Origin of the sequence: Streptomyces sp. NPDC038707 (genome assembly GCF_040636485.1) — a bacterium.
Lineage (GTDB): Bacteria > Actinomycetota > Actinomycetes > Streptomycetales > Streptomycetaceae > Streptomyces.
The window spans coordinates 155015-176384 of record NZ_JBEZUP010000004.1 but is presented as its reverse complement, the minus strand read 5'-3'; the positions used below and the strand labels follow the sequence as shown (position 1 = coordinate 176384).

Genomic DNA, 21370 nt, shown 5'->3' with positions numbered 1-21370 from the left:
AAGTGCAGCGTCTCACCACCGCACCGCCATGGCGGCACGCACCCCGATTCTTCCTGGCCGGGCGGCTGGTTGCGAACCCGGTGACAGTCGGGGTGTCTCACATCAATTCATCCCAAAAACGGATGGATCACCGTTGGAGCAGCGCGAACGACGCCCCCTGATTGTCGGTGACGACGGCCACCCGGCCGTACGACGTCTCGAAGGGCGGCGCCTGCACCCGGCCGCCGATCCGCTGGACGGCGCCGAGGGCGTCGGCCAGGTCCGCGACCCGGAAGTGTGCGACGAAGTGCGGGGGCATCTCGGCCGGGAACACCTCGGTGACGTCCGCGCGGCCGAAGTCGGGCGCGGCGCCGGAGCCGAACAGGGCGTCGTGGAAGAGGTCGCCGTAGAAGGCGTTGGCGGCTGAGGTGTCCCGGGTGTACAGCTCGGCCCAGACGAAGGTGCCCGGCGCGCGCCGCCGCCCGAAGCCGCGGTGGGTGCCGGGCTGCCACAGGCCGAACACCGCGCCCTCGGGGTCGGTGGCGAGGGCGGCCGTGCCGAGGTCGCCGACCGGGTACGGGTCGGTGATCATCGCGCCGCCGGCCGCCGTGATCCGCCGGGCGAGGGCCTCGGCGTCCGGGGTGGCGAAGGAGACCGTCCAGACGGTGGGCATGCGGCCGTCCGTCTTGGGGGCCAGCGCGGCGACCCGGTCGCCGTCCAGCAGCGCCCACACCGAGGTGCCGTACGCCTCCTGGAAGGTCCACCCGAAAAGCTCGCCGTAGAACCGCTTGCCCGCCTCGATGTCGGGCAGCTGGGCGTCGACCCAGCAGGGGACGCCCTCCCCGTATGTCTCTTCGTTCGTGGATGCCCTGTTTTCGGCCATGCGGCAAAAGTAACCGGGACGCGCGCAGGCCGCAGACCAGGCACACCACCCCCGATCCGCCCGCGCACCCCATTTGCAGTCGGCCGAATCGCGCTCCCATCACCCCTCGGTAAGCTGACGGCATGACAGGACAAGTGCGTACCGTCGACGGCCGCGTGGCCGGCCGGCGTGGGCAGGCGACCCGGCAGAAGCTGCTCGACTGCCTCAGCGAGATGCTCAGCTCCTCCCCCTACCGGGACGTCAAGGTCATCGATGTCGCCCGGAGGGCGGGCACGTCGCCCGCGACCTTCTACCAGTACTTCCCCGACGTCGAGGGCGCCGTCCTGGAGATCGCCGAGCAGATGGCGACCGAGAGCGCGGGGCTGACCGAGCTGCTCGAAGGGCGCACCTGGGCCGGCAAGTCGGGCTGGCAGACCGCGCAGGAACTCGTGGACGGGTTCCTGGACTTCTGGCGCCGCAACGACGCGATCCTGCGGGTGGTGGACCTGGGCGCGGCCGAGGGGGACAAACGGTTCTACAAGATCCGCATGAGGATCCTGAACACGGTCAACAGCTCCCTGGCCGACTCCATCGCGGAACTCCAGGCCAAGGGCCGGGTGGACAAGGACGTGAACCCGGCGGCGGTGGCCGGTTCGCTGGTCGCGATGCTCGCGGCGGTGGCGGCCCACCAGAAGGGGTTCACCTCCTGGGGGGTGAAGCAGGCCGAACTCAAGCCGAACCTGGCGCTGTTGGTGCACCTGGGTGTCACCGGCAAGAAGCCGTCGAAGTAGGCGCTCACACCTTTACGGCACTCCACGTCCTGTCTGGCGGGCGGTGGTTCATCCCCTGAACCACCGCCCGTCGCCTATGCGGGGAGCGGGCGGTCCCGCACCACGTGCTTCATCACCAGCGTCGAGGTCAGCCGCTGCACTCCCGGCAGGGTCGCCAGCCGCTCGTCGTACAGCCGCTGGAAGGCGGCCAGGTCGGCGGTGGCCACCCGGAGCAGATAGTCGGGCTCGCCGAACAGCCGCTGCGCGTCCAGCACGTGGTCCAGCTCGCCGACCGCCCGCTCGAACCCGGCGACCGTGTCCCGGTCCTCCTGGCGCATCGACACGAAGACCAGCGCCTCGAAGTTCAGCCCGAGCGAGGCCGGGTCCACCACCGCGCGGTAGCCCCGGATGGCGCCGGCCCGCTCCAGCTCGCGCAGCCGCCGGTGGCAGGGGGAGACACTGAGCCGCACCCGCGCGGCCAGCTCGGTCACGGTCAGCCGCCCGTCCTGCTGGAGCTCGGCAAGGATTTTCCGGTCTACGTCGTCCATGAAGAAGATTTTTGCGCACAACTCGTGATCATGAGCAAACTTCAGAAACACTTTCGGGCAATTCGCGCCTAATCTGCCCGGTATGGACTCGGGACTGCTCCTCTCCTTCCTCGCCGTGGACCTGCTGCTGGTGTGCGTACCGGGCGCCGACTGGGCGTACGTCATCACGACCGCCCTGCGCGGCAGCCGGGTACCGCGCGCGGTGACGGGCCTGGTCTGCGGCTACGCCCTCCACACCGCCCTGGCGACAGCGGGCCTCGCGGTCCTGGTGGCGGGCTCCCCCGGTCTGCTGACCGCCGTGACGGTGGCCGGTGCGGCGTACCTGCTGTGGCTGGGCTGGGGGGTGCTGCGCCGGCCGTCGGTTCCGGGCCCGTCGGACGCGGCGTCCGCGGGGACGGACGCCACACCGGTGGCCGACGGCCGGCCCTTCCTGCGCGGTGCGACGATCAGCGGTCTGAACCCCAAGGGGCTGCTCCTCTATCTCTCCGTACTCCCCCAGTTCCTCACCCTGCGCGGCGCCCACCTCCCCGTCCCCGCGCAGACCGCGGTGCTCGGCCTGCTCCACATGGCGTGCTGCGCGGCGGTCTACCTCACGGTCGGCACCCTCGCCCGCACCCTCCTCGCGGCCCGCCCGACGGCGGCCCGCGCGGTGACCCGCACGTCGGGCGCGGCGATGCTCGGCATCGGAGCGTTCCTGCTGGCGGAACGCCTGGCGACGCTCTAGGGTTCCCGCACCTCGGCGCCCGCACGGCCCTGGTGTCCCGCCCCGGGTGGCGGCGACTGTGAGGCGGTCCACCGGTGGCGGCGGGACTGAGCGCGGCCCCAGTGGTGATACTCGCCCCATGGCACAGCACGATCTTCACGAACTGCTCCGCTCGCTGCGCGTCTGGGACCCCGAGGCCACCCGGTTGCCGCCCTTCGATCCGGACACCGCCCCGCCCACTCCGCTCGCCCTGTTCACGGACTGGTTCGCGGAGGCGGTGGCGGCCGGGCAGCCGGAGCCGCACACCATGTCGCTGGCGACCGCGGACGAGGAGGGCCTGCCGGACGTGCGGATCGTCATGCTGCACGGCGCCGACGCGGACGGCTGGTCCTTCGCCACGCACGCCACGAGCCGCAAGGGCCGCGCGCTGGCCGCCCGGCCGCAGGCGGCCCTCGCCTTCTACTGGCCGGTGCTGGGCCGACAGGTACGGCTGCGCGGACCGGTCACCGCCGCACCGGCCGAGGAGAGCCGGGCCGACCTGCACGCGCGGTCCACCGGCGCGCTGGCCGCCGCGCTGACCGGGCGGCAGAGCGAGGAACTGGACTCGCTCGCGGAGCTGCGGCGGGCCTCGGAGGCGGCCTGGGAACGGGCCCGGGAGAACCCGGCGGAACCGTCGCCGACCTGGACGCTGTACCGGCTGCGCCCGGACACGGTGGAGTTCTTCCAGGGGGACCCGGAGCGGCGGCACGTACGCCTGGAGTACCGCAGCACCGGATTCGGCTGGAGCAAGGCGCTGTTGTGGCCCTGATCGAGCCCGGGCTCCTGACGGTACGTCAACTCACGGACAGCAACCGCCTCGGAGTCCGCTCCGCGTCCGAAGCCGACAGCATGCACACCGTTTCCGTACACCCGTGATCAATCCGCAACCAATTCCCGTCTTGACCGAGACCCATCAAGCGGGTGGGTGATTACGCTCCCGCTCATGGCCGCCTCCCGCCCCGCCGACGTCCGCCGCCCGCCGGTCCCCGCCGACCCCCCGGTCTATGTGATCGGCGCCGGACCGGGCGGTCTGGCCGTCGCCCGGGAGCTGCGGGAACGGGGCGTACGCGCGGTGGTCCTGGAGAAGTCCGACCGGGTCGGCGCCTCCTGGCGCGGCCACTACGACCGGCTGCGCCTGCACACCACCCGGCGGCTGTCCGCCCTGCCCGGCCTGCCCATGCCCCGCAGGTTCGGACGCTGGGTGTCCCGGGACAACGTGGTGCGCTACCTGGAGAAGTACGCCGAACACCACCGGCTGGAGATCGTCACCGGCGTGGAGGTGCACCGCGTCGAGCGGACCGCGGACGGCACCGGTTGGCTGCTGCGCGCCTCCGGCGGCCGGGAACTGACCGGCAGCGCGGTGGTCGTCGCCACCGGCTTCAACCACACCCCGCGGCTGCCCGACTGGCCGGGCCGCGAGGCGTACGGCGGCGAACTGCTGCACGCCGCCGGCTACCGGAACGCGGCTCCGTACCGGGGGCGGGACGTGCTCGTCGTCGGCGTCGGCAACACGGGCGCGGAGATCGCCGTGGACCTGGTGGAGGGCGGGGCCGCGCGGGTGCGGCTCGCGGTGCGCACGCCCCCGCACATCCTGCGCCGCTCCACCCTCGGCTGGCCCGCCCAGTACACCGGCGTCCTGGTCCGGCGGCTGCCGGTGTGGCTGGTGGACCGGCTCGCGGGGCCGGTCGGACGGCTGAGCACCCCGGACCTGTCCGCGCACGGGCTGACGCGCCCGGACACCGGCCTGTACAGCAGGGTGAAGCAGGGTGCGATCCCGGTGCAGGACGCCGGCCTGGTCGACGCCGTCCGCACGGGCAGGGTGGAGGTGGTGGCGGCCGTGGAGGCGTTCGAGGACGGCAAGGTGGTCCTCGCCGACGGCAGCCGCATCGCCCCGGACGCGGTGATCGCGGCCACCGGATACGTCCGCGCACTGGAGGGGCTGGTCGGGCAGCTGGGGGTGCTGGACGGGCGCGGCCGGCCGGTGGTGCACGGCGGCCGTACGTCCCCACGGGCGCCCGGCCTGTACTTCACCGGGTTCACCAACCCGATCAGCGGGATGCTGCGGGAGCTGGCGCTCGACGCGGGGCGGATCGCCAAGGCGGTCGCGAAGAAGTCGGAGCAGCCGGCCGGCAACCATCGCTCATCGGTTACGCTTTGACGTTTCATCAGGTCGTGGCGAGTGCCCCTGCGGCCGGGGCGGTGCGCCGGATGGCCAGGGACATCAGGGCCGCCGCCGCACGGAGCGCGCCGGAGGCGTACCAGACCAGGCCGTAGGAGCCGAAGGCGTCCCGGGCGACACCGCCGAGGTAGGCGACGAGGACCGCGCGCCGATCTGGTGGGCGGCGGGCGGCGAGCACCCAGCCGAAGACGATGGCGCTGTCCTCGCCGAACCGCTCGCGGCACAGGGCGAGGGTGGGCGGAACGGTGGCCACCCAGTCCAGTCCGCACGCACTGGGCGCACTCCGAGCGGTTCCAGCGGCTGTTCGCGAAGGTCGAGGTGGACGCCAACGTGCTGTTCATCGACGACGGCGACGTGCTCACCTCGGCCGGGGTGGCCGCCGGGATCGACCTGTGCCTGCGCCTGGTCCGCCGCGACTTCGGCGCGGCCGTCGCCAACGAGGTCGCCCGGGTCACCGTCGTACCGCCCCACCGCGACGGCGGCCAGGCCCAGTACGTCCGGCGTCCGGTCCCCGGCTCCCGGCTCCCGGCTCGCCACGACGGCCGCCGCCCGCGCCTGGGCGCTCGGCCGGCTGCACGAGCCGATCCAACCGCGGGACATGGCCGCGCAGGAGGCGATGTCGGTGCGCACCTTCACCCGCCGCTTCCGCGAGGAGGCCGGCATCAGCCCCGGTCAGTGGCTCACCCAGCAGCGCGTGGAGCGGGCCCGGCGGTTGCTGGAGTCCACGGACCTGTCGATGGACCAGGCGGCCCGGGAGTCCGGCTTCGGCACGGCCCAGTCGATGCGCCGGCACCTACAGGCCGCGCTGGGCATCACCCCCACTGCCTACCGGCGCACCTTCCGCACCGGCGGCACCGGTACCGACGCCGACATCAGCACCGGCACCGGCACCGGCGCTCCGCGCTGACCGGGCGGTGCGTATCTCGCCCCACCAGCCGACCGCCGTCAGCAGCAGGGTCAGGGCCACGCCCGCCAGGATGGCCGTCGAGGGCGTGGTGAGCGGCAGCAGGGCACCGGCGAGCGAGCCGGTGGCCGCGTAACCGGCGCCCACCGCGGCGTACATGACCGAATAGCCGGCCGCCAGGGCGTGCGGCGGAAGGGCCTCGCGCAGCGACAGATTGCGGGTGAGCATCGCGCCGGACTGGAGCAGCCCCGCCGCCGCCAGCGCCACCGCCATGCCCGGCGCCGCCGGTATCAGCGCGACCAGGCACACCGCGGCGGACATCCCCGCCATCAGCACCACGCTGCGGGTGGCGAGCCGGCCCGGCCAGGACCGCAGCCCGTACACGAACGCGCCCACGGCGGAGGCCACCGACATCGCCGTGAGCAGCGGGCCCGCCCAGCCGACTCCGATGCCGCGCTGTTCGAGCAGGGCGGGCAGGACCAGTTCGGCCAGGGACAGCAGGGACAGCCCGGCCGCGCCCGTGACGAACACCGGCCAGGCGCGGGCCAGCACCCGCAGTCGCGCGGCGCCCCCTGTGCCGGGCCCGGCCGGATCCGCCGCCCAGCCGGCCGGCAGCAGCCACAGGCCCAGGGCGGCGGCTGCCATCAGGGCGGCCTGGAGCAGCAGCGGGAAGCGCGGGCCGGCACCGAGGGCGAGTCCGGTGACGGCGGCCGGGGAGACGGCCCAGACGCCGAAGGTGAGCATCGACTCGACGGACAGCGCCTGGGCCGCCGCGTGCCGGGGAACCAGGGAGGTGAGCAGGGCCCGCAGCCCGCCGGGCGCCGCGGCCGGACCGGCCCCGGCGAGGAAGGCGGAGGCGGCGAGCAGCGCGGGGGACGCGCCGGGGAACACTCCGAGGCCGGTGAAGCCGGCGGCGCCCGCGACCAGGCCCGCGGCCAGGTGCGGACGGGCCCGGCCGGGGTCCAGCCGCATGCCGAGCACGGGGGCGCCGACGATCTCGCCGATGACGTAGGCGGCGGCCAGGGCCGCGCCCAGCGCATAGCCGCCGGGACGCTCGCGGACCAGGAAGACCAGGGCGAGCGGGGCCATGGCCACCGGCATCCGGGCGCCGACGGCCACCAGGGCCCAGGTCAGGACCCGCCGGGAAACGACATCGCGGTAGCTCATGCCTCGACGGTAGGGGGCGGCGCCGACAACCGCCTCCCCCATTTCCGGAGCCTGTGGATAACTCCGCCGCCGGTCCCAACCGCCGCTGCACGCACCGCACCTGGGTCCGCCCAGGGAGCATCGACAAGGTGCGGCAGGTCTCGCGTGGGTGCTGCCGGACGTGGCGGGCAGGCGGGGCGTCGACCGGCCGGCCGAGAGGGGGCTGCCGCACGGGCGGAACGGGAAGCCCGGAATGTTGTCCACAGCCTGTGGAGGAACCGGCCGGAGCGCGTTTCCGCTGTCGGCGGTGACCGAGCCGTTCGTGTCGGCGCGGCGGGAACGCCGGTGGCACCGGTGGCGGTCCGGTGAGCCGCGGCACCGGTGCACCGTGGCCGTCTCGTGAACGGCGGCACCGGTGCACCGCGGGTGGCCCGGGAACGGCGGCGCGCTACACCACTTCGAAGGCGAACCCCTCGTACGCGGGCAGACCGCCCCCGTACGCCAGCGCCGCGTTCTGCCGGGGCGGTGAACAGCGGTCCAGTTCGCACCAGATGCTCTTGCCGACGCCCTCGGGGCTCCAGCCCCAGCGGTCGGCGAGGCACTCCACGAGGGCCAGGCCCCGCCCGCCGGTCGCGTCGTCGTCGGCGCACCGGGGCTGGGGCGCCCGGGAGCTGGTGTCGGCGACCTCCACCCGCACCGGGGCGGAGCCGCCGTTCCCGGCCGCCGCGCCCGGCAGGCACAGTCGCAGCACGGCCGGCCGGCCGGTGTGCACCACGGCGTTCGTCACCAGTTCGGAGACGAGCAGGATCAGGGTCTCGGCCAGCGGCTCGTCGGCCGTTATGCCCGACCCGGCGAGCCGCGAGCGGGCCCACCGCCTGGCCCGCCCCACCTCCGCGGGGTCGGGCCGGATCTCCAGCTGCACTCGAAGCACCTGCACCGCTCACACCATCCGAACCGGCGGACACATGACCCCGCGCCGCCCGTGCGCCACGGCGTCCGCCGCGGCGACGATCACGACGAGGGCCACGATCGTAGCCATTCTCTGCATGGCCGGGACAACGACCAGAGCCGGGAGTCACGGACTGTGACTCCCTTGCAGCACAGCATGGTTGACTGACAGTCACGCCAACAAGCGCTTCGGGCATATTCCCGCGCGAAGGAGTACGTATAGGGGATACTGTGCGACGCTCGTGACGCCGAGTCGAACAAACCTGGAGCGGCATCCCCAACCGCCGTGCGAGCAGCGGCGGGCGCCGCCCGGAGCGGCATCGCCCCCGAGGCGGCACCGGCCCGGCCCGGACGCGCGGTCCCTCGCCGGCTCTCCCACGGTACCGGAACGGCCGGGTCGTTGCGGAACGTGACGAGTCCGGTCGGCGGCACCCACGGTTATCGACGCTCCGTAAGCATCGTTCGTCACGGTCACGGCCCGAGGACGCGTCGGTGGCGCTCTCGGCAGGCGTCACCGGGCCCGCGCGACGACCTCCTGCGCACGGTGCTCAAGTACCGTCCTGCGGAGCCGTTTTCGCAGTCTTGAGGAAGACGGCGGGAAGCGGGCCGCGGTTGTCCTCCTCCGGGACCATTCGCGGTGCGGTGTCTCCCACCGCGGTGCCCGCCGAGCCCGCCTTCAGGGAGGATCCGCCCGACTGCCGCACACGAAAGGGTGGATGGGTTCCCTGTCCGCCGATCCAAGGACTTCCTTCGTGCGAAGCAGCAGAACCGCCTCCCTGCTGGCGGCCGGTGCCGCCGCCGTCATGGTGCCCGTGCTCCTCCCGGCCACGGCCTCCGCCACCACCCCCGCCCCGACGACCGCCACGGCCGGCCCCCTCGCCCGGTACCTCACGCAGAAGCCGGCCTGGCACCGCTGCGACCCGGACACCCCGGCCTCCTACCAGTGCGCCACGATCAAGGTGCCGCTCGACTACGGCCACCCGGGCGGCAAGAAACTCGACCTCGCGATATCGAGGTGGAAGACGAGCACAAAGAAGCAGCACCGGGGCGTGCTCCTGCTCAACCCCGGCGGCCCGGGCGGCTCCGGCCTCGACATGCCCCTGTACCTGGGCGGCGAACTGCCCACGTCCGTGAAGAACACCTACGACCTCGTCGGCTTCGACCCGCGCGGCGTCGGCCAGAGCTCCCCCGTCGGCTGCGGCCTGACCGACGGGGAACAGAACTGGCAACGCCCCTACAAGAAGGAGACGTTCGCCAAGGACGTGGCGTGGGCCCGGACCGTCGCGGTGAAGTGCTACGCCAGGCAGGGCGACAAGCTCCGCCACATCTCCACCCGTGACACGGCCCGCGACATGGACGTCATCCGTGCCGTGCTCGGCGAGAAGAGGATCTCCTACCTCGGCTACTCGTACGGCACCTATCTCGGCGCGGTCTACACGCAGATGTTCCCCCACCGCGCCGACCGGTTCGTCCTGGACAGCGCCGTCGACCCGGCCCGTATCTGGCGCGGCATGATCCAGGTCTGGGCGGAGGGTGCCGAGCCCGCCTTCGCCCGGTGGACCGAGTGGACCGCCGAGCGGAACTCCGCCTACCGGCTGGGGGCGACCCCCCAGGCCGTCCGCAAGACCTTCTACGACCTGGTGGCCCAGGCCGACCGCAAGCCGATCGACGTCGACGGCATGCGGATGACCGGAGATGACATCCGCGCCACCAGCCGGGCCGCGTTCTTCAGCGTGCGGGACGCCGCCGAGTGGGTCGTCACCCTGAAGAAGGCCGCCGCGGGCACCCCGGCGGGCCGGGGGCTCAGGACGCCGACGCCCCTGCCGCCGTCGTTCGCCCGCACCACGCCCGAGGACAACGGCGACGCCGCCTTCTGGTCCGTCCTCTGCGCCGACCAGCGCGACTGGCCGCGCGACCCGGAGCGGTACCGCGCCGACGCGATCCGGGACAAGAAGAAGTACCCGCTGTACGGCGACTTCGGGTCCTCCATCAAGCCGTGCGCCTTCTGGAAGACCGGCGGTGAGCGCACCACCAAGGTCGACAACAAGGTGCGCGCGCTGATCCTGCAGAACGAGTGGGACCCCCAGACGCCGCTGACCAGCGGTCAGGGGCTGCGCCGGGCCATGAAGGGGGCGAAGATGGTCACGGTCCTGGGGGGCTCCGGACACGGCGTCTACGGCACCAAGTCGTGCGCGGACAAGACGGCCACGACCTATCTGGCCACCGGCAGGCTGCCGTCTAAGGACATCACCTGCAAGGCCGCGCCGGAAGCGGCCGGGCGCGCCGGCCTGCTCCCGCTGCCGCTTCCCGGATCCCGGGGCCTGCCGGGACCGGACAGCCGTTTCTGAGGCCGTTCACGGCGGGCACGTCCCGGGCCACCGGGGCCCCCGCCGTTCACATCCGGCTGAGACCCGCGCCGTTCACATCCGGCTGAGACCCGCGCCGTTCACATCCGGCTGAGGCTCGCGCCGTTCACATCCGGCTGAGGCTCGCGGCCGCGTACAGCACGTCCCGGATCGCCCGGCGGTCTCCCTCCTGGCCCGCCGCGGCGTCCTCCGGGGACACATGACCGGCCGCGAGCTTGCAGAACTCGACGCCGTCGAGGACCACGCGGGCCACCTCCAGGTCCGCGGAGCCCTGGGCCGCCGGTGAGTCCAGCGGGATCAGCCACTCGCCCGGGGCGTCGCCCTCGATCTCCAGCCGCAGACTGCGGCCGGGCGCGCCGGCCGGCACGAGGTGCGGGGTGTGGCGGGCCGGTTCGGACAGTCCCGCGCGTCGGCGCTCGGCGAGCACCGACGGCAGCACCCGGGCCGCGAGGTCGATCATCCGGTGAAGGTGCCGGGGCGTCGGCACCGCGTACGGGTAGTCCACGGCCTGGGCGATGTCCTCGGCGTGCACCCAGCACTCGAAGGCGCGGTCAAGCATCGCGTCGTGCAGCGGCAGCGTGAAGTCGCCGTAGGAGACCGGGAGTCCGCCCGTACGGCCGCCGGTGAAGGACACCGTGCGCACCAGGGCGTGGCTCTGCTCCCGCCAGGCTCCGCGCACCGCGTGCGCCGGCGGCAGCTGCCCGGACCGCCAGTAGGTCTCCGTGCGGCCGGCCGGTCCCGCGGCGCCCCGTTCCGCCGTGCCGGCGGTCCCGGTCAGCGGGTCCGCCAGGCCGAGCGCGGCGCCGATCAGGCCGTCCACCGCGAGCAGGTGCGCTATGACCCCGGCGACGGTCGTACGCCGGCTGGTCGCGATGTCGTTCTCGAACCAGCGCAGTTCCACCGGCGCTTCCCACTCGCCGGCCTTGAAGTCCTGGAGCAGCGCGTCCAGCCGCGCGGTCTCGGCGTCGTACGGCGCGGCCCAGCCGGGGACCGGGATGCGCGGCGGCCGGCGTCGCAGACAGCTCTCCAGGACGCGGGTGCGCAGGCCGGGGTCCAGGTCGAGGCTCTCCGGCCGGTGCAGCAGGCCGACCGCTTCGCGCAGCCGGCGGGCCTCGTCGGCGCAGGAGCCGCAGTCGCCCAGGTGCTCCTCGACGGCCGCCGTCTCCGCGGCCGAGCAGGCGGTCAGCGCCCAGGCGCCGAGCAGTGACTTCAGGACGTCGTGCGACAGGTCGGGCGGCGGCACGGGTGCGAGATCCCCCAGGTCGGCGAGGTCGGGCAGCGCGAGTCCGCTGTCCTCCACGGAGGTTCGGGGCGTGGGTATCCGCGGGGCGGGCACGGCCCCGGACCGTCCGGGGCCTCCCGCGGCACCGCCCGGCGGGCCCAACCGACCGCCGGGGCCGCCGGAACCGCCGGGGCCACCGGGGCCACGCCGACCACCGGTGCCGCCGTCCCGGTGCTCCTCCCCTGGCTCCTCGCCGTCCCGGCGGCCGTCGGCCGCGCCGTGGGCGTTCTCATGCGCCCCCTCGGAGCGGTGCGGGCCGTTCACACCGCGCCCCGGTATCCCGGCGGGGTGCGGGCGTCGTGGGCGGTGGCCAGGAGCTGGAGGCCGAGGCGGAGCCGGCGGCGGGCCTCGTCCTCGGTGACGTTCAGGTCGGCCGCGGCCTGGCGGTAGTCGCGGCGCTGGTTGTAGGCCAGGTCGAGGGCGGCCCGCAGCGGGGCGGGCATGGAGTGCACGATGTAGTCGGCGCGGGCGGCGACCGAGGCCCGGCGGACGGTGCTCTCCCGTTCCTCGCGCAGCGGCTGTTCCAGTTCCTCCCGGTCGCGCAGCCGCTGCACGGCGATCCGCTGGGTGACCTCGGCGAGCCAGGAGCGCAGCGGGCCTTGCCCGGGGTCGTAGGTCTCGGGGTGCTCCCAGACGTGGGCGAAGACCTCGCGGGTGACCGAGTCGGCGGCCCGCTCGTCGTCCAGGACGCGGTGGGCGAGGTGGTGCACGAGGGAGGCGAACCGGTCGTACATCTCGCCGAGGGCCGCCGCCTCGCCGCGGGCGAGTCGCTGCTGCATCTTGCGGTCCCACCGGGGCGACAGGTCGTTCCTGGCCACGCGGTCCCCTCCCCTCGCCGTCCTCGGCCACCGGGCCGGCCGGCCCTGCCCTCTCGAATGTAGACGGCCCCTCTGACAGCGCACGCCCCTTTATGCCAATGTGCGCCCCTGACGCCACCTCCCGTGATAGTGCCCTCTTCACACAACCTTCACCCGAGCCGCGTACACACTTGATCGAAAACGATCGTTGATGACCGAAACAAGTCCCTGGTCGGCGCTTGTTGATCAACCGTCGTTTGCGGCCTCACGTTTCAGGGAACGGCCGCTGGGCAGCCACGCGAAAGGAAACGTAGGAACTGCTTCCGTTTCCGGGCGGTTCCAGGAGATCCGGCGAGCGGAGGACATGGCCGTGGCATTCAAGGTGACCGGCGTCGAACAAGGCCGGTGGGCCGTGCTCCGGGTGTCCGGGGAGCTGGACCTGATGACCTCGCCGGTGCTGCGCCAGTGCGTGCACGACGCCGTCGCCGAGGGACACCACAGCCTCGTCGTGGACCTCTCCGACGTGTTCTTCTGCGATTCCAGCGGGGTCGGCGTCCTCATCGCCGCCCGCCGGCTGATCCGCTCCTGCCAGGGCCGGCTGCGGCTGATCCTGCCGGACCGGGGCGCCGACGACGGATCGCACGTCAACCGCGTGCTCGGCGCGCTCGGCGTCCGCCGCCTCTTCGACGTCCACCCCGACCTCGACTCCGCCACCGCCGACGAAGCGGGGCCGCTGTCCGCGTGAGCATCCGCCGGCCGTGACAACGTCCCGGCCGCGCCACGGCGTTGTCGCGGAATTCCCCCGGTCTTGGGACAGTCGTCGGTTTTCCGCCATCCGACGGCCACCCGCGTCGTACGCTCCCAGCCAGGCCCCAGGGACCCACACGATCCCGCGGCCCCTCATGTACGACGCACACGTAAGGCGGCCCCCCCCCATGGCCAGCACCGAGTACGAGCGCCGGATCGCCGCCCGGTTCGCCACCTTCGACCAGGACGGCAACGGCTACATCGACCGCGAGGACTTCAGCGCGGCGGCCAAGTCCCTGCTCACCGAGTTCGCCGTGCCCGCCCGCTCCGCCCGGGGCCAGGCGCTGTACGCCGGCGCCGAGGCGTTCTGGCAGGGCATGGCCGGCATCGCCGACCGGGACGGCGACCAGCGCATCACCCGCCAGGAGTTCGTCACCGGCGCGGTCAAGCGGCTGAGCGACAGCCCCGGCCGGTTCGCCGAGATCGCCCGCCCCTTCCTGCACGCGGCCCTGGCGGTGGCCGGCCCGGACGCCGACGGCCGGATCACCGTCCCCGACGCCGCCCGTCTCCTGCGCGCCCTGCGCGTGCCGGCCGAGGCCGCCGAGGCGGCCGCCGCCGCGCTCGACACCGACGGCGACGGATGGATCGACGAGCGGGACGCCGTACCGGCCTTCGCCCGCTACTTCACGGTGCCCGAACGGGAGTGAGGGCCACCCGGGGCAACCGGCGTACCCCGGACACCCCCGGAGACCCGGGCACCCCGGACATCCGGGGTCAGGCGAACACCACGGTCCGGCGGCCGTTGAGCAGGATGCGCCGCTCGGCGTGCCACTTGACGGCCCGCGCCAGCGCCTGGCACTCCACGTCGCGCCCGATGGCCACCAGCTGGTCCGGCGTCACACCGTGCCCGACCCGCTCGACCTCCTGCTCGATGATCGGTCCCTCGTCCAGGTCCGCGGTGACGTAGTGCGCCGTCGCGCCGATCAGCTTCACGCCCCGCGCGTGCGCCTGGTGGTACGGCTTCGCGCCCTTGAAGCTCGGCAGGAACGAGTGATGGATGTTGATGATCCGGCCGCTGAGCTGCTTGCACAGGTCGTCCGAGAGGACCTGCATGTAGCGGGCGAGGACGACCAGTTCGACCCGCTCCTCGCGCACCAGCTCCAGCAGCCGTGCCTCGGCCTCGGGCTTGGTGTCCTTGGTGACCGGGATGTGGTGGAAGGGAATGTTGTACGAACCCACCAGTTCCTCGAAGTCGGTGTGATTGGACACCACGCCGACGATCTCCACCGGGAGCGCGCCGGTCCGCGCCCGGAACAGCAGGTCGTTCAGGCAGTGCCCGAACTTGCTGACCATGAGCAGGATGCGCATCTTCTCGTCGGCCCGGTGGATCTGCCAGTCCATGTGGAAGGAGTCGCCGACCGCGGCGAAGCTCGCCCGCAGCTTGTCCACCGTCACCGGCGCCTCGGCCGAGAAGTGGACGCGCATGAAGAACAGTCCCGTGTCGTGGTCGCCGAACTGCTGGCTGTCCTCGATGTTGCAGCCGGTCATGAAGAGGTAGCTGGACACGGCGTGCACGATGCCCTGCTTGTCCGGGCAGGAGAGCGTGAGGACGTACTGGTCGGCCGGGGCGGCGGCGGATGCGGACTGATCTGTCATGCACTACAGGGTCCCATACCGGCCACCCCGCGCGAGCCGCCGTCCGCTAAGCGGAACGGGTCAGAATCCGCAGGACCTCGAGACTCCTGGGCGCCGCGTCCGGGTCGTCCCCGTCGCTCACCGACATCCGCACGTGCGCGTCCCGCGCCGCCCGCACCGCGTCCGGCCAGCCGGGGTGGTCCAGGTACGCGGCGACCGGCGCGTCCGGGCCGACCTCGTGCATGATGCGCAGCAGCCGCAGCACGGCGGTGTCGACGAGCGCCGCCTCCTGCGAGTCCCGGAAGATGGTGCCGACGTACTTCTCCGCCGACCAGTTGTCCAGCCAGGTGTCCTCCACCAGCCGGTACACGGCGTCCGTGACGTCGCCGTAGCCGTCGACACCGGCCAGCCAGACCTCGCGCTGGAACACCGGGTCGGAGAGCATGTGCAGCGCCGAGCGCACGTTGCTGCGCCACCGCCACCACGGCATGTCGTTCAGGGGCATGCCGCCCATGGTGGAGGAGCGACGGCCGCGACGGGAAGTGTTCTCCGAACCTTGCACGGTCACCGATCGTACGTTCCTCGCTCCCCGCCGCCCAGCGGCCCCCGCAATTCACCTGGGCGTCACCCCTCGTCGACCACGGGTCACTCCCGGGTTAGCGATGTGAGGGAATCGTGCGGGTACATGACCGGCAGGCGTCGCACCCGCACCACCTCTTCCGCCTCTTCCGCCTCTTCCGCCTCTTCCCGCCCCGCCCGGGCCGCCGCCCTCGCCGCGTGCGCGGTGGCCCTGTGCGCGTCGCTCACCGCCGCGTGCGGGATCGTCCCCGGTGCCACGGGGGGCTCCGGGGACGATCCGGTCACGGTGATGACCTGGGCCCCGCAGGACACCGACGCGACCAACAAGCCCGGCATGCCCGCGATGGCCCTCGCCTACGCGAAGTGGGTCAACGCGCACGGCGGCGTGGGCGGCCGCGAGCTGAAGGTGCTCACCTGCAACGACCACAACGACAGCGTGGGCGCCGCCAGGTGCGCCAAGCGCGCCGCGGCCGAGGACGTGGTCGCCGTCGTGGGCTCGTACAGCCAGTTCGGCGACTCCTTCCTCGCCCCGCTGGAGGGCGCCGGCATCCCCTACATCGGCGGCTACGGCGTCACCAACGACGAGTTCACCGGCACCATGTCCTACCCGGTCAACGGCGGCCAGCCCGCCCTGCTGGCCGGCCTCGGCAAGGCCCTCGCGGCCGGCTGCGGCAACGTCGCCCTGGTCCGCCCCGACAGCATCGCCGGCGACCAGCTCCCGGCGCTGCTCGACGCGGGCCTGAAGGCCGGCGGGCACGCGGACGCCGGTGACCAGCTCGCCGCCGAGAACGCCACCGAGTACGGCGGCCAGGCCGAGCGGGCGCTGCGCTACGCGACCGCGGCCCCGGCCCGCCAGGGCTGCGTGGTGCCCGCGCTCGGCGACCGCACGGACACCTTCATGGACTCCTTCCGGCGGGTCCGCGCGAGCCGGCCGGACGTGCGCACGGCGACCGTGCTCGGCAGCGTCGACCAGACGGTGATCAACGCCACGGGCGGGGCGTCCGGGCCGTACGAGGGGGCGTACGTCACCGGCTGGTACCCGGCCGCGTCCGATCCGCGCTGGGCCCCGATGAAGAAGGTGATCAACGAGGCGGCCTTCGACGACGACCGCATCGATCCCGCCGACGCCGGGGTGCAGACCACCTGGATCGCCTACACCGTGCTCCGGGCCGTCCTGGAGAAGATCGGCGACGGCGAGGTGACCCCCGACACCGTGCGGCGCACCCTCAACGACGGGCTGCGGGTCTCCACCGGCGGCCTCACCCCGACCCTGAGCTGGCCCTACGCCGGCCGGCTCGCCGGGGTCGGCTTCCCGCGGCTGGTCAACGCCGACGTCACCCTCCAGGTGGTCCGGGGCGGCAGGCTGGTCGCGGCCGGGCAGCACGCAGGCGACCGGCACGGGGTCGCCGACACGACCTCGGTCCTGGAGCGCGCGGAGGTGTCGTGACGGGCCCCGGAGCCGGGGCCCGCCGGGGGCGTCACAGCTGGGTGGGCTGACGCTGGGTCAGGCCGTACTGGCGGGCGATCGCGTTCCACAGCGGGGCCGCCTTGCCCTTCTGCTCGGTCGCCGTCTTGCTCTCCCGGTTGCCCGCCTGGGTCTCGCCGGTGGAGCGTGCCTGCCCCTTGTGGCAGCCCTTGCGCCCCTTGACCTGGTCGGCCCAGGCCGCGTAATGGTTGTCGGCCGCCGCGGACGCCTGCCAGGCCCGGGTCAGCGCGTCCCTGAGCCGGCCCTGGGCGTGCAGCTTGTCCGTGGGCAGCTTGTTCAGCCGGGTGACCAGCTCGCCGCGCTGCCGGGCCGCGTCCCGCAGGTCGGCGGCGGCCTGGCCGAGGTTGTCGCACTTGCGGACGTCGGCCACCGCCCGGACCACCGCGGCGCGGCTGCTGCCGCTGTCCGCGAGCAGCTTGTCCAGCTCGGCCGCCTGCTGCCGGGCGGGGTCGACGCTGGGCGACGGGGAGTCCGGGCCGGCCGGGGACGAGGCCACGACCGGCGTGTCGTCGCCGCCCGAGTCCTTGCCGTCGCCACCGCCGGCGCTGAGCAGGGCGCCGGCGCCCACGCCCACCACGATCAGGCCCACGGCCGCCGCGGCGATCAGCGGCACCCGCGACCGGCCGCCGCGCCGCCCGCCGCCGTCGTCCGGCCCGTGGTCGTACGACGGGGGCGCCGGGCGGTACGCGGACGGCTCGGGGCCGGGGTAGGCGTCCGGCTGCTGGACGACCGGGAGCTGCTGGGTGGAGCCGGCCGGGCCGTCGCCGGCCGCCGGACCGCCGCGGAAGAGGTTGTCGAACTCGGCGGGCGGCTGCCGGTCCGCGCCCGGCACCTGCGGCTGGGTCTGGGTCTCGGCGGCGTAGGGCGGGATGTACTGCGTGGCCTCCGCGTCCGAGGGCGCGGGCGCCGGCTGCCGGGACGCCCGGCCGAGGTACCGGGTCTCCTCCGCGCCCGACTCCGGCGGCAGCGCGCCGGAGGCCACCGGCGGGATGTACTGGGTGGCCGCCTCGTCACCGCGGCCGGCCGGACCCGCGCCGACCGGCGGGAGGTACTGCGCGGCGCCGTCGGCCGGTGCGGCCTGCACGGGCGGTATGTACTGGGTGGCGCCCTCGTCGGCGCCGCTCCCGGCGGCGACCGGCGGGAGGTACTGCGTCGCGGCGTCGGCCGGCGGGGGCAGCGCAGCGCCCGCGCCGGGCGGCAACGGCGCGCCGGGTGCCCCCGGATACGGCTGCTGATGCTGCTGCCCGGGGTACGGCTGCTGGTTCGGCTGCGCCTGGTACGGCTGGTGGGGCTGCTGTCCCTGGTACGGCTGCTCGGGCTGCTGTCCCGGATACGGCTGGCCGGGCTGCTGTCCCGGATACGGCTGCTGGGGCTGCTGGTACGGGCCGGGTGCGCCGTAGCCGGACTGCGGGGGCGTGCCGTGGGCGCCGGGGCCGGGCCGGCCGCCGTAGGAATCGCCGTAGCCGGGTGCCTGGCCGCCGTACGACGGGGCCGGGGCGCCCTCCGGGGGCAGCGGACCCGGGCCCGCGGCGGACGGGGGCTGCTGCCCGGGGCCGGGCCACTGCGGGGCCGCCGGGGGCCAGTCCCCGCCCGGCCGGGGCGCCTGCTGCCCGGACCCCCAGGAACCGTCCCAGGACTGTCCGCCGGCCGGGGCGGCGGGCTCGGGCGGCGCGGTCATGCCCGGCAGCAGGGGCTCGCCTCCGTCGGAGGGCAGCACGATGCCTTCGCGCGCGGGCCGCGCCGACGGCTCCTCGCCCTGTCCACTCTGCGTCACCGGGACTCCTACTAATGGGGGACCTTGTGAATCGTCGGCACACGCTACCGGGTCCCCCGAGCCAGGTGCCACGCAGCTCAGGACGTGATCCGCCGTGCTGTGACGGCGGCAACAGCTCCGCCCCGCGGTACGCCGCACGCCGGCACCCGGTGCCCGACGGGTGCCGTCACCGTGCGTTCACCCGGCCGCGGGGCCGGTGTTCACGCGGCCTGCTGGAGTTCCAGCCGGGCGCCGAACTCCCGTACCACCGCCTCCTCCCGGAACGGTTCCAGGCGCTGCTGGAGGTCGTCCAGATACTCGGCGCCCCGGTTGGAGCGCAGTGTCTCCAGCAACTCCACCGCTTTCAGGCCGGTGTTGCAGGCCTGCTCGATCTCGCGCTGCTGCACCTGGGCCGTGGCGAGCAGCACGTACCCGATGGCGCGGCGGCGGGCCCGGGCGTCGGGGTGCCCGGCCAGCGACTGCTCCGCGTACCGCGCCGCCTGCTCGGGCTGCCCGAGGTCGCGGTGGCAGTGCGCCAGCTCGTCCGCCAGGTACGCCTGGTCGAAGTGCGCGATCCACACCGGGTCGTCCCCGTCGGCGGCGTCGGCGCGGTCCAGCGCCGCCGTCGCGCGTCCGCCGGCCGCCTGTGCCGCACGCGCGTCGCCGAGCAGGGCGTGTCCGCGCGCCTCGGCGGCGTGGAACATCGCCTCCGCGCGCGGGGTGACGTGCCCGCGCGCGCCCTCCTGCGCCGCCCGCGCCAACTGGGCGATCTCGCGCGGGTTCCCGAGCTGTGCGGCGAGGTGGCTCATGGAGGCGGCCAGGACGTAACCGCCGTACCCGCGGTCACCGGCGGCCTGGGCGAGGCGCAGCGACTGGATGTAGTACCGCTGGGCCAGGCCGGGCTGGCCGGTGTCCACGGCCATGTACCCGGCCAGTTCGGTCAGCCGGGCCACGGTGGCGAAGAGTTCGCGGCCGACCGCCTCCCGGTAGGAGCCCGCGAGCAGCCCGGACACCACGCTGTTGAGGTAGTGCACGACGACCGGGCGGACGTGCCCGCTGCCGTACTGGTGGTCGAGCTCCACCAGCGCCTGGGTCATGGACCGTACGGCGGCCACGTCGGACTGGCCCACGCGCGGACCGGCCTGCCGGGCCACCTGGGTGTCCGGCGCCGAGATCAGCCAGTCCCGGCTGGGCTCGACCAGCGCGGAGGCGGCGACGGAGGAGCCGGACAGGAAGTCCCGGCGCCCCACGTCGCTGCGCCACAGCTCGCAGACCTGCTCGATGGCTCCCAGTACCGTCGGCGAGAACTGGAGGCCGACCCCCGAGGCGAGGTTCTTGCCGTTGGCCATGCCGATCTCGTCGATGGTGACCGTACGGCCGAGCTTGCGCCCGAGCGCCTCGGCGATGATCGCCGGGGCCCGGCCCCGCGGCTGCTGGCCCCGCAGCCAGCGGGCCACGGACGTCTTGTCGTAGCGCAGGTCGAGGCCGTGCTCGGCGCCGCACATGTTGACCCGCCGGGCCAGCCCGGCGTTCGAGCACCCCGCTTCCTGGATGAGTGCCTGCAGCCGTTCGTTCGGCTGCCTCGCCACGAGAGGCCTTGCGGCCATGTGCTTACCCCCTGCGTTGCGATCCCCTGGAGCGTTTCGCCGACCCCGCGGAGCCGGTGGTTCCGTCGCGGTCGGTCCGGTCGGGACGATCACTGCCCAGTAGACATACCGTCAATGCGCGACATATGCGGTTTGCCGGAAGTGATGGAGGATGCCGGTCCACTCCCTGGCTACCCCGTCCACGCCCGGCTTCCTCGCGCGCGCCCCCGACCGTGCCTCCATGCGCCCCGGCCGCCGAATCGATGCTCCTCCCCGCGCGCGCCCGGGGCCGTAACTCCAGGTGGGCACGGGAGTTGAGTGGGGCGTGGAAGAGACGATCGCGGGCGCCCAGAACACTCAGATGGCCGGTCAGATTCCGCAGCAGCGCGGGGCATCGCTGCTGGAGACCGCCGTACGCTACGCCGAGGAGCGGCACTGGGACGTGGTGCCGGGCACCTGGCTGGAAACCGCCGGCGGCACGCAGCGCTGCTCCTGTGGTGAGGCCGACTGCCCCGCGCCGGGCGCGCACCCCGCGCGCCCCGACTGGGCGACCCAGGCGACCGGCAGTGCGACCGTCGCGCGCCGGATGTGGCAGAAGCAGCCGGCGGCGTCGATCCTGCTGCCGACGGGTCGGACGTTCGAGGCGCTGTCCGTCCCGGAGAGCGCCGGGTTCCTGGCGCTCGCCCGGATGGAACGGATGGAGCTGACGCTCGGGCCGGTCACGCTGACCCCGGACCGGCGGATGCAGTTCTTCGTGCTGCCGGGGGCCTCGGCGAAGGTGGCGGGGCTGGTGCGGAAGCTGGGCTGGTCGCCGCCGTCCCTGGATCTGGTGGCGCTGGGCGAGGGCCAGTACGTGGCGGCGCCGCCCACCCGGTTCGGGGCCCGGGGCGCCGTGCAGTGGGCCCGACGGCCGACCCCGGCGAACCGCTGGCTGCCGGACGCGGAGGAGCTGATCTCGCCGCTGGCCTATGCCTGCGGGAGGGACCGCTAGCCGGTCCCTGGCCGTCGAGCCTTGCCGAACAGGCGTCCTAAAGCTCCATTTTCCCCGTCAACACCCCTCC

19 protein-coding genes and 3 pseudogenes are annotated in these 21370 nt (G+C 73.9%); 11 read left to right on the top strand and 11 right to left on the bottom strand.

The annotated features are described in order from the left end of the window. Positions 1–127: 127 nt before the first annotated feature. The gene (locus AB0E62_RS07775) at positions 128–862 is read right to left on the bottom strand and encodes a VOC family protein (protein ID WP_362189631.1); all 735 of its coding nucleotides are present in this window, start codon (positions 860–862) and stop codon (positions 128–130) included. 134 nt (positions 863–996) lie between these two features. Between AB0E62_RS07775 and AB0E62_RS07770 the strand changes: the two genes are divergently transcribed. Next, entirely contained in the window at positions 997–1632 is a 636-nt protein-coding gene (locus tag AB0E62_RS07770) for a TetR family transcriptional regulator (RefSeq protein ID WP_362190127.1), read from the top strand. A 74-nt stretch (positions 1633–1706) separates the two neighbouring features. On the opposite strand, the gene AB0E62_RS07765 is transcribed toward AB0E62_RS07770, so the two are convergent. Further along, positions 1707–2159: an Lrp/AsnC family transcriptional regulator gene (locus tag AB0E62_RS07765; protein ID WP_362189628.1), complete on the bottom strand. Its 453-nt coding sequence runs from the start codon at positions 2157–2159 to the stop codon at positions 1707–1709. Positions 2160–2241: 82 nt separating this feature from the next. On the opposite strand from AB0E62_RS07765, the gene AB0E62_RS07760 reads away from it, so the two are divergent. The 3 genes from AB0E62_RS07760 to AB0E62_RS07750 all read left to right on the top strand — a co-directional run bounded on the left by AB0E62_RS07760 (position 2242) and on the right by AB0E62_RS07750 (position 5059). Beyond that, positions 2242–2883 (top strand): LysE family translocator, encoded by a 642-nt coding sequence (locus AB0E62_RS07760; RefSeq protein ID WP_362189625.1) that lies wholly within the window; start codon positions 2242–2244, stop codon positions 2881–2883. A 118-nt stretch (positions 2884–3001) separates the two neighbouring features. Continuing rightward, positions 3002–3670, top strand: a complete 669-nt coding sequence (locus tag AB0E62_RS07755; RefSeq protein ID WP_362189622.1) for a pyridoxal 5'-phosphate synthase — start codon at positions 3002–3004, stop codon at positions 3668–3670. Between the two features lie 174 nt (positions 3671–3844). After that, on the top strand, positions 3845–5059 hold the full coding sequence (locus tag AB0E62_RS07750) for an NAD(P)/FAD-dependent oxidoreductase (protein ID WP_362189620.1): 1215 nt from the start codon (positions 3845–3847) through the stop codon (positions 5057–5059). Between the two features lie 7 nt (positions 5060–5066). On the opposite strand, the pseudogene AB0E62_RS07745 reads toward AB0E62_RS07750, so the two are convergent. Then, positions 5067–5345 (bottom strand): annotated as a pseudogene (locus AB0E62_RS07745) (MFS transporter); the annotation flags it as partial. A gap of 2 nt (positions 5346–5347) precedes the next feature. Between AB0E62_RS07745 and AB0E62_RS07740 the strand changes: the two are divergent. Further along, positions 5348–5987 (top strand): annotated as a pseudogene (locus AB0E62_RS07740) (helix-turn-helix domain-containing protein); the annotation flags it as partial. Here the strand turns inward: AB0E62_RS07740 and AB0E62_RS07735 are convergent. After that, a complete protein-coding gene (locus AB0E62_RS07735; RefSeq protein ID WP_362189618.1) occupies positions 5874–7151 on the bottom strand; it encodes an MFS transporter in 1278 nt (425 codons plus the stop codon). The pseudogene AB0E62_RS07740 and the gene AB0E62_RS07735 overlap by 114 nt on opposite strands. Positions 7152–7386: 235 nt before the next feature. Between AB0E62_RS07735 and AB0E62_RS07730 the strand changes: the two are divergent. Continuing rightward, positions 7387–7499, top strand: a pseudogene (locus AB0E62_RS07730) (cyclase family protein); the annotation flags it as partial. Between the two features lie 79 nt (positions 7500–7578). On the opposite strand, the gene AB0E62_RS07725 reads toward AB0E62_RS07730, so the two are convergent. After that, on the bottom strand, positions 7579–8052 hold the full coding sequence (locus tag AB0E62_RS07725) for an ATP-binding protein (protein WP_362190125.1): 474 nt from the start codon (positions 8050–8052) through the stop codon (positions 7579–7581). A gap of 778 nt (positions 8053–8830) precedes the next feature. Here AB0E62_RS07725 and AB0E62_RS07720 point away from each other — a divergent pair. Continuing rightward, positions 8831–10426 (top strand): alpha/beta hydrolase, encoded by a 1596-nt coding sequence (locus AB0E62_RS07720; RefSeq protein WP_362189616.1) that lies wholly within the window; start codon positions 8831–8833, stop codon positions 10424–10426. 124 nt (positions 10427–10550) lie between these two features. On the opposite strand, the gene AB0E62_RS07715 is transcribed toward AB0E62_RS07720, so the two are convergent. Further along, on the bottom strand, positions 10551–11828 hold the full coding sequence (locus AB0E62_RS07715; protein WP_362190123.1) for a zf-HC2 domain-containing protein: 1278 nt from the start codon (positions 11826–11828) through the stop codon (positions 10551–10553). A gap of 158 nt (positions 11829–11986) precedes the next feature. After that, positions 11987–12544 carry a sigma-70 family RNA polymerase sigma factor gene (locus AB0E62_RS07710; protein WP_362189613.1) on the bottom strand — a complete coding sequence of 186 codons (558 nt, stop codon included), beginning with the start codon at positions 12542–12544 and terminating at the stop codon, positions 11987–11989. Between the two features lie 343 nt (positions 12545–12887). On the opposite strand from AB0E62_RS07710, the gene AB0E62_RS07705 reads away from it, so the two are divergent. Both AB0E62_RS07705 and AB0E62_RS07700 read left to right on the top strand, forming a co-directional pair. Then, a complete protein-coding gene (locus AB0E62_RS07705; RefSeq protein ID WP_362189610.1) occupies positions 12888–13268 on the top strand; it encodes an STAS domain-containing protein in 381 nt (126 codons plus the stop codon). Positions 13269–13458: 190 nt separating this feature from the next. Next, on the top strand, positions 13459–13977 hold the full coding sequence (locus AB0E62_RS07700) for an EF-hand domain-containing protein (RefSeq protein WP_362189608.1): 519 nt from the start codon (positions 13459–13461) through the stop codon (positions 13975–13977). A 67-nt stretch (positions 13978–14044) separates the two neighbouring features. Here AB0E62_RS07700 and purU read toward each other — a convergent pair whose 3' ends face one another. After that, complete coding sequence (gene purU / locus AB0E62_RS07695) at positions 14045–14926, bottom strand: formyltetrahydrofolate deformylase (RefSeq protein WP_362189605.1); 882 nt, start codon at positions 14924–14926, stop codon at positions 14045–14047. A 46-nt stretch (positions 14927–14972) separates the two neighbouring features. Next, on the bottom strand, positions 14973–15473 hold the full coding sequence (locus tag AB0E62_RS07690; protein WP_362189603.1) for a hypothetical protein: 501 nt from the start codon (positions 15471–15473) through the stop codon (positions 14973–14975). 117 nt (positions 15474–15590) lie between these two features. Between AB0E62_RS07690 and AB0E62_RS07685 the strand changes: the two genes are divergently transcribed. Further along, positions 15591–16931, top strand: a complete 1341-nt coding sequence (locus tag AB0E62_RS07685; protein ID WP_362189600.1) for an ABC transporter substrate-binding protein — start codon at positions 15591–15593, stop codon at positions 16929–16931. Positions 16932–16962: 31 nt separating this feature from the next. On the opposite strand, the gene AB0E62_RS07680 is transcribed toward AB0E62_RS07685, so the two are convergent. Next, entirely contained in the window at positions 16963–18744 is a 1782-nt protein-coding gene (locus tag AB0E62_RS07680) for a hypothetical protein (RefSeq protein WP_362189598.1), read from the bottom strand. Positions 18745–18944: 200 nt separating this feature from the next. After that, entirely contained in the window at positions 18945–20330 is a 1386-nt protein-coding gene (locus tag AB0E62_RS07675) for a transcriptional regulator (protein WP_362189595.1), read from the bottom strand. Positions 20331–20634: 304 nt separating this feature from the next. Here AB0E62_RS07675 and AB0E62_RS07670 point away from each other — a divergent pair, with 304 nt between their 5' ends. Continuing rightward, on the top strand, positions 20635–21300 hold the full coding sequence (locus AB0E62_RS07670) for a bifunctional DNA primase/polymerase (protein ID WP_362189592.1): 666 nt from the start codon (positions 20635–20637) through the stop codon (positions 21298–21300). Positions 21301–21370 lie beyond the last annotated feature (70 nt).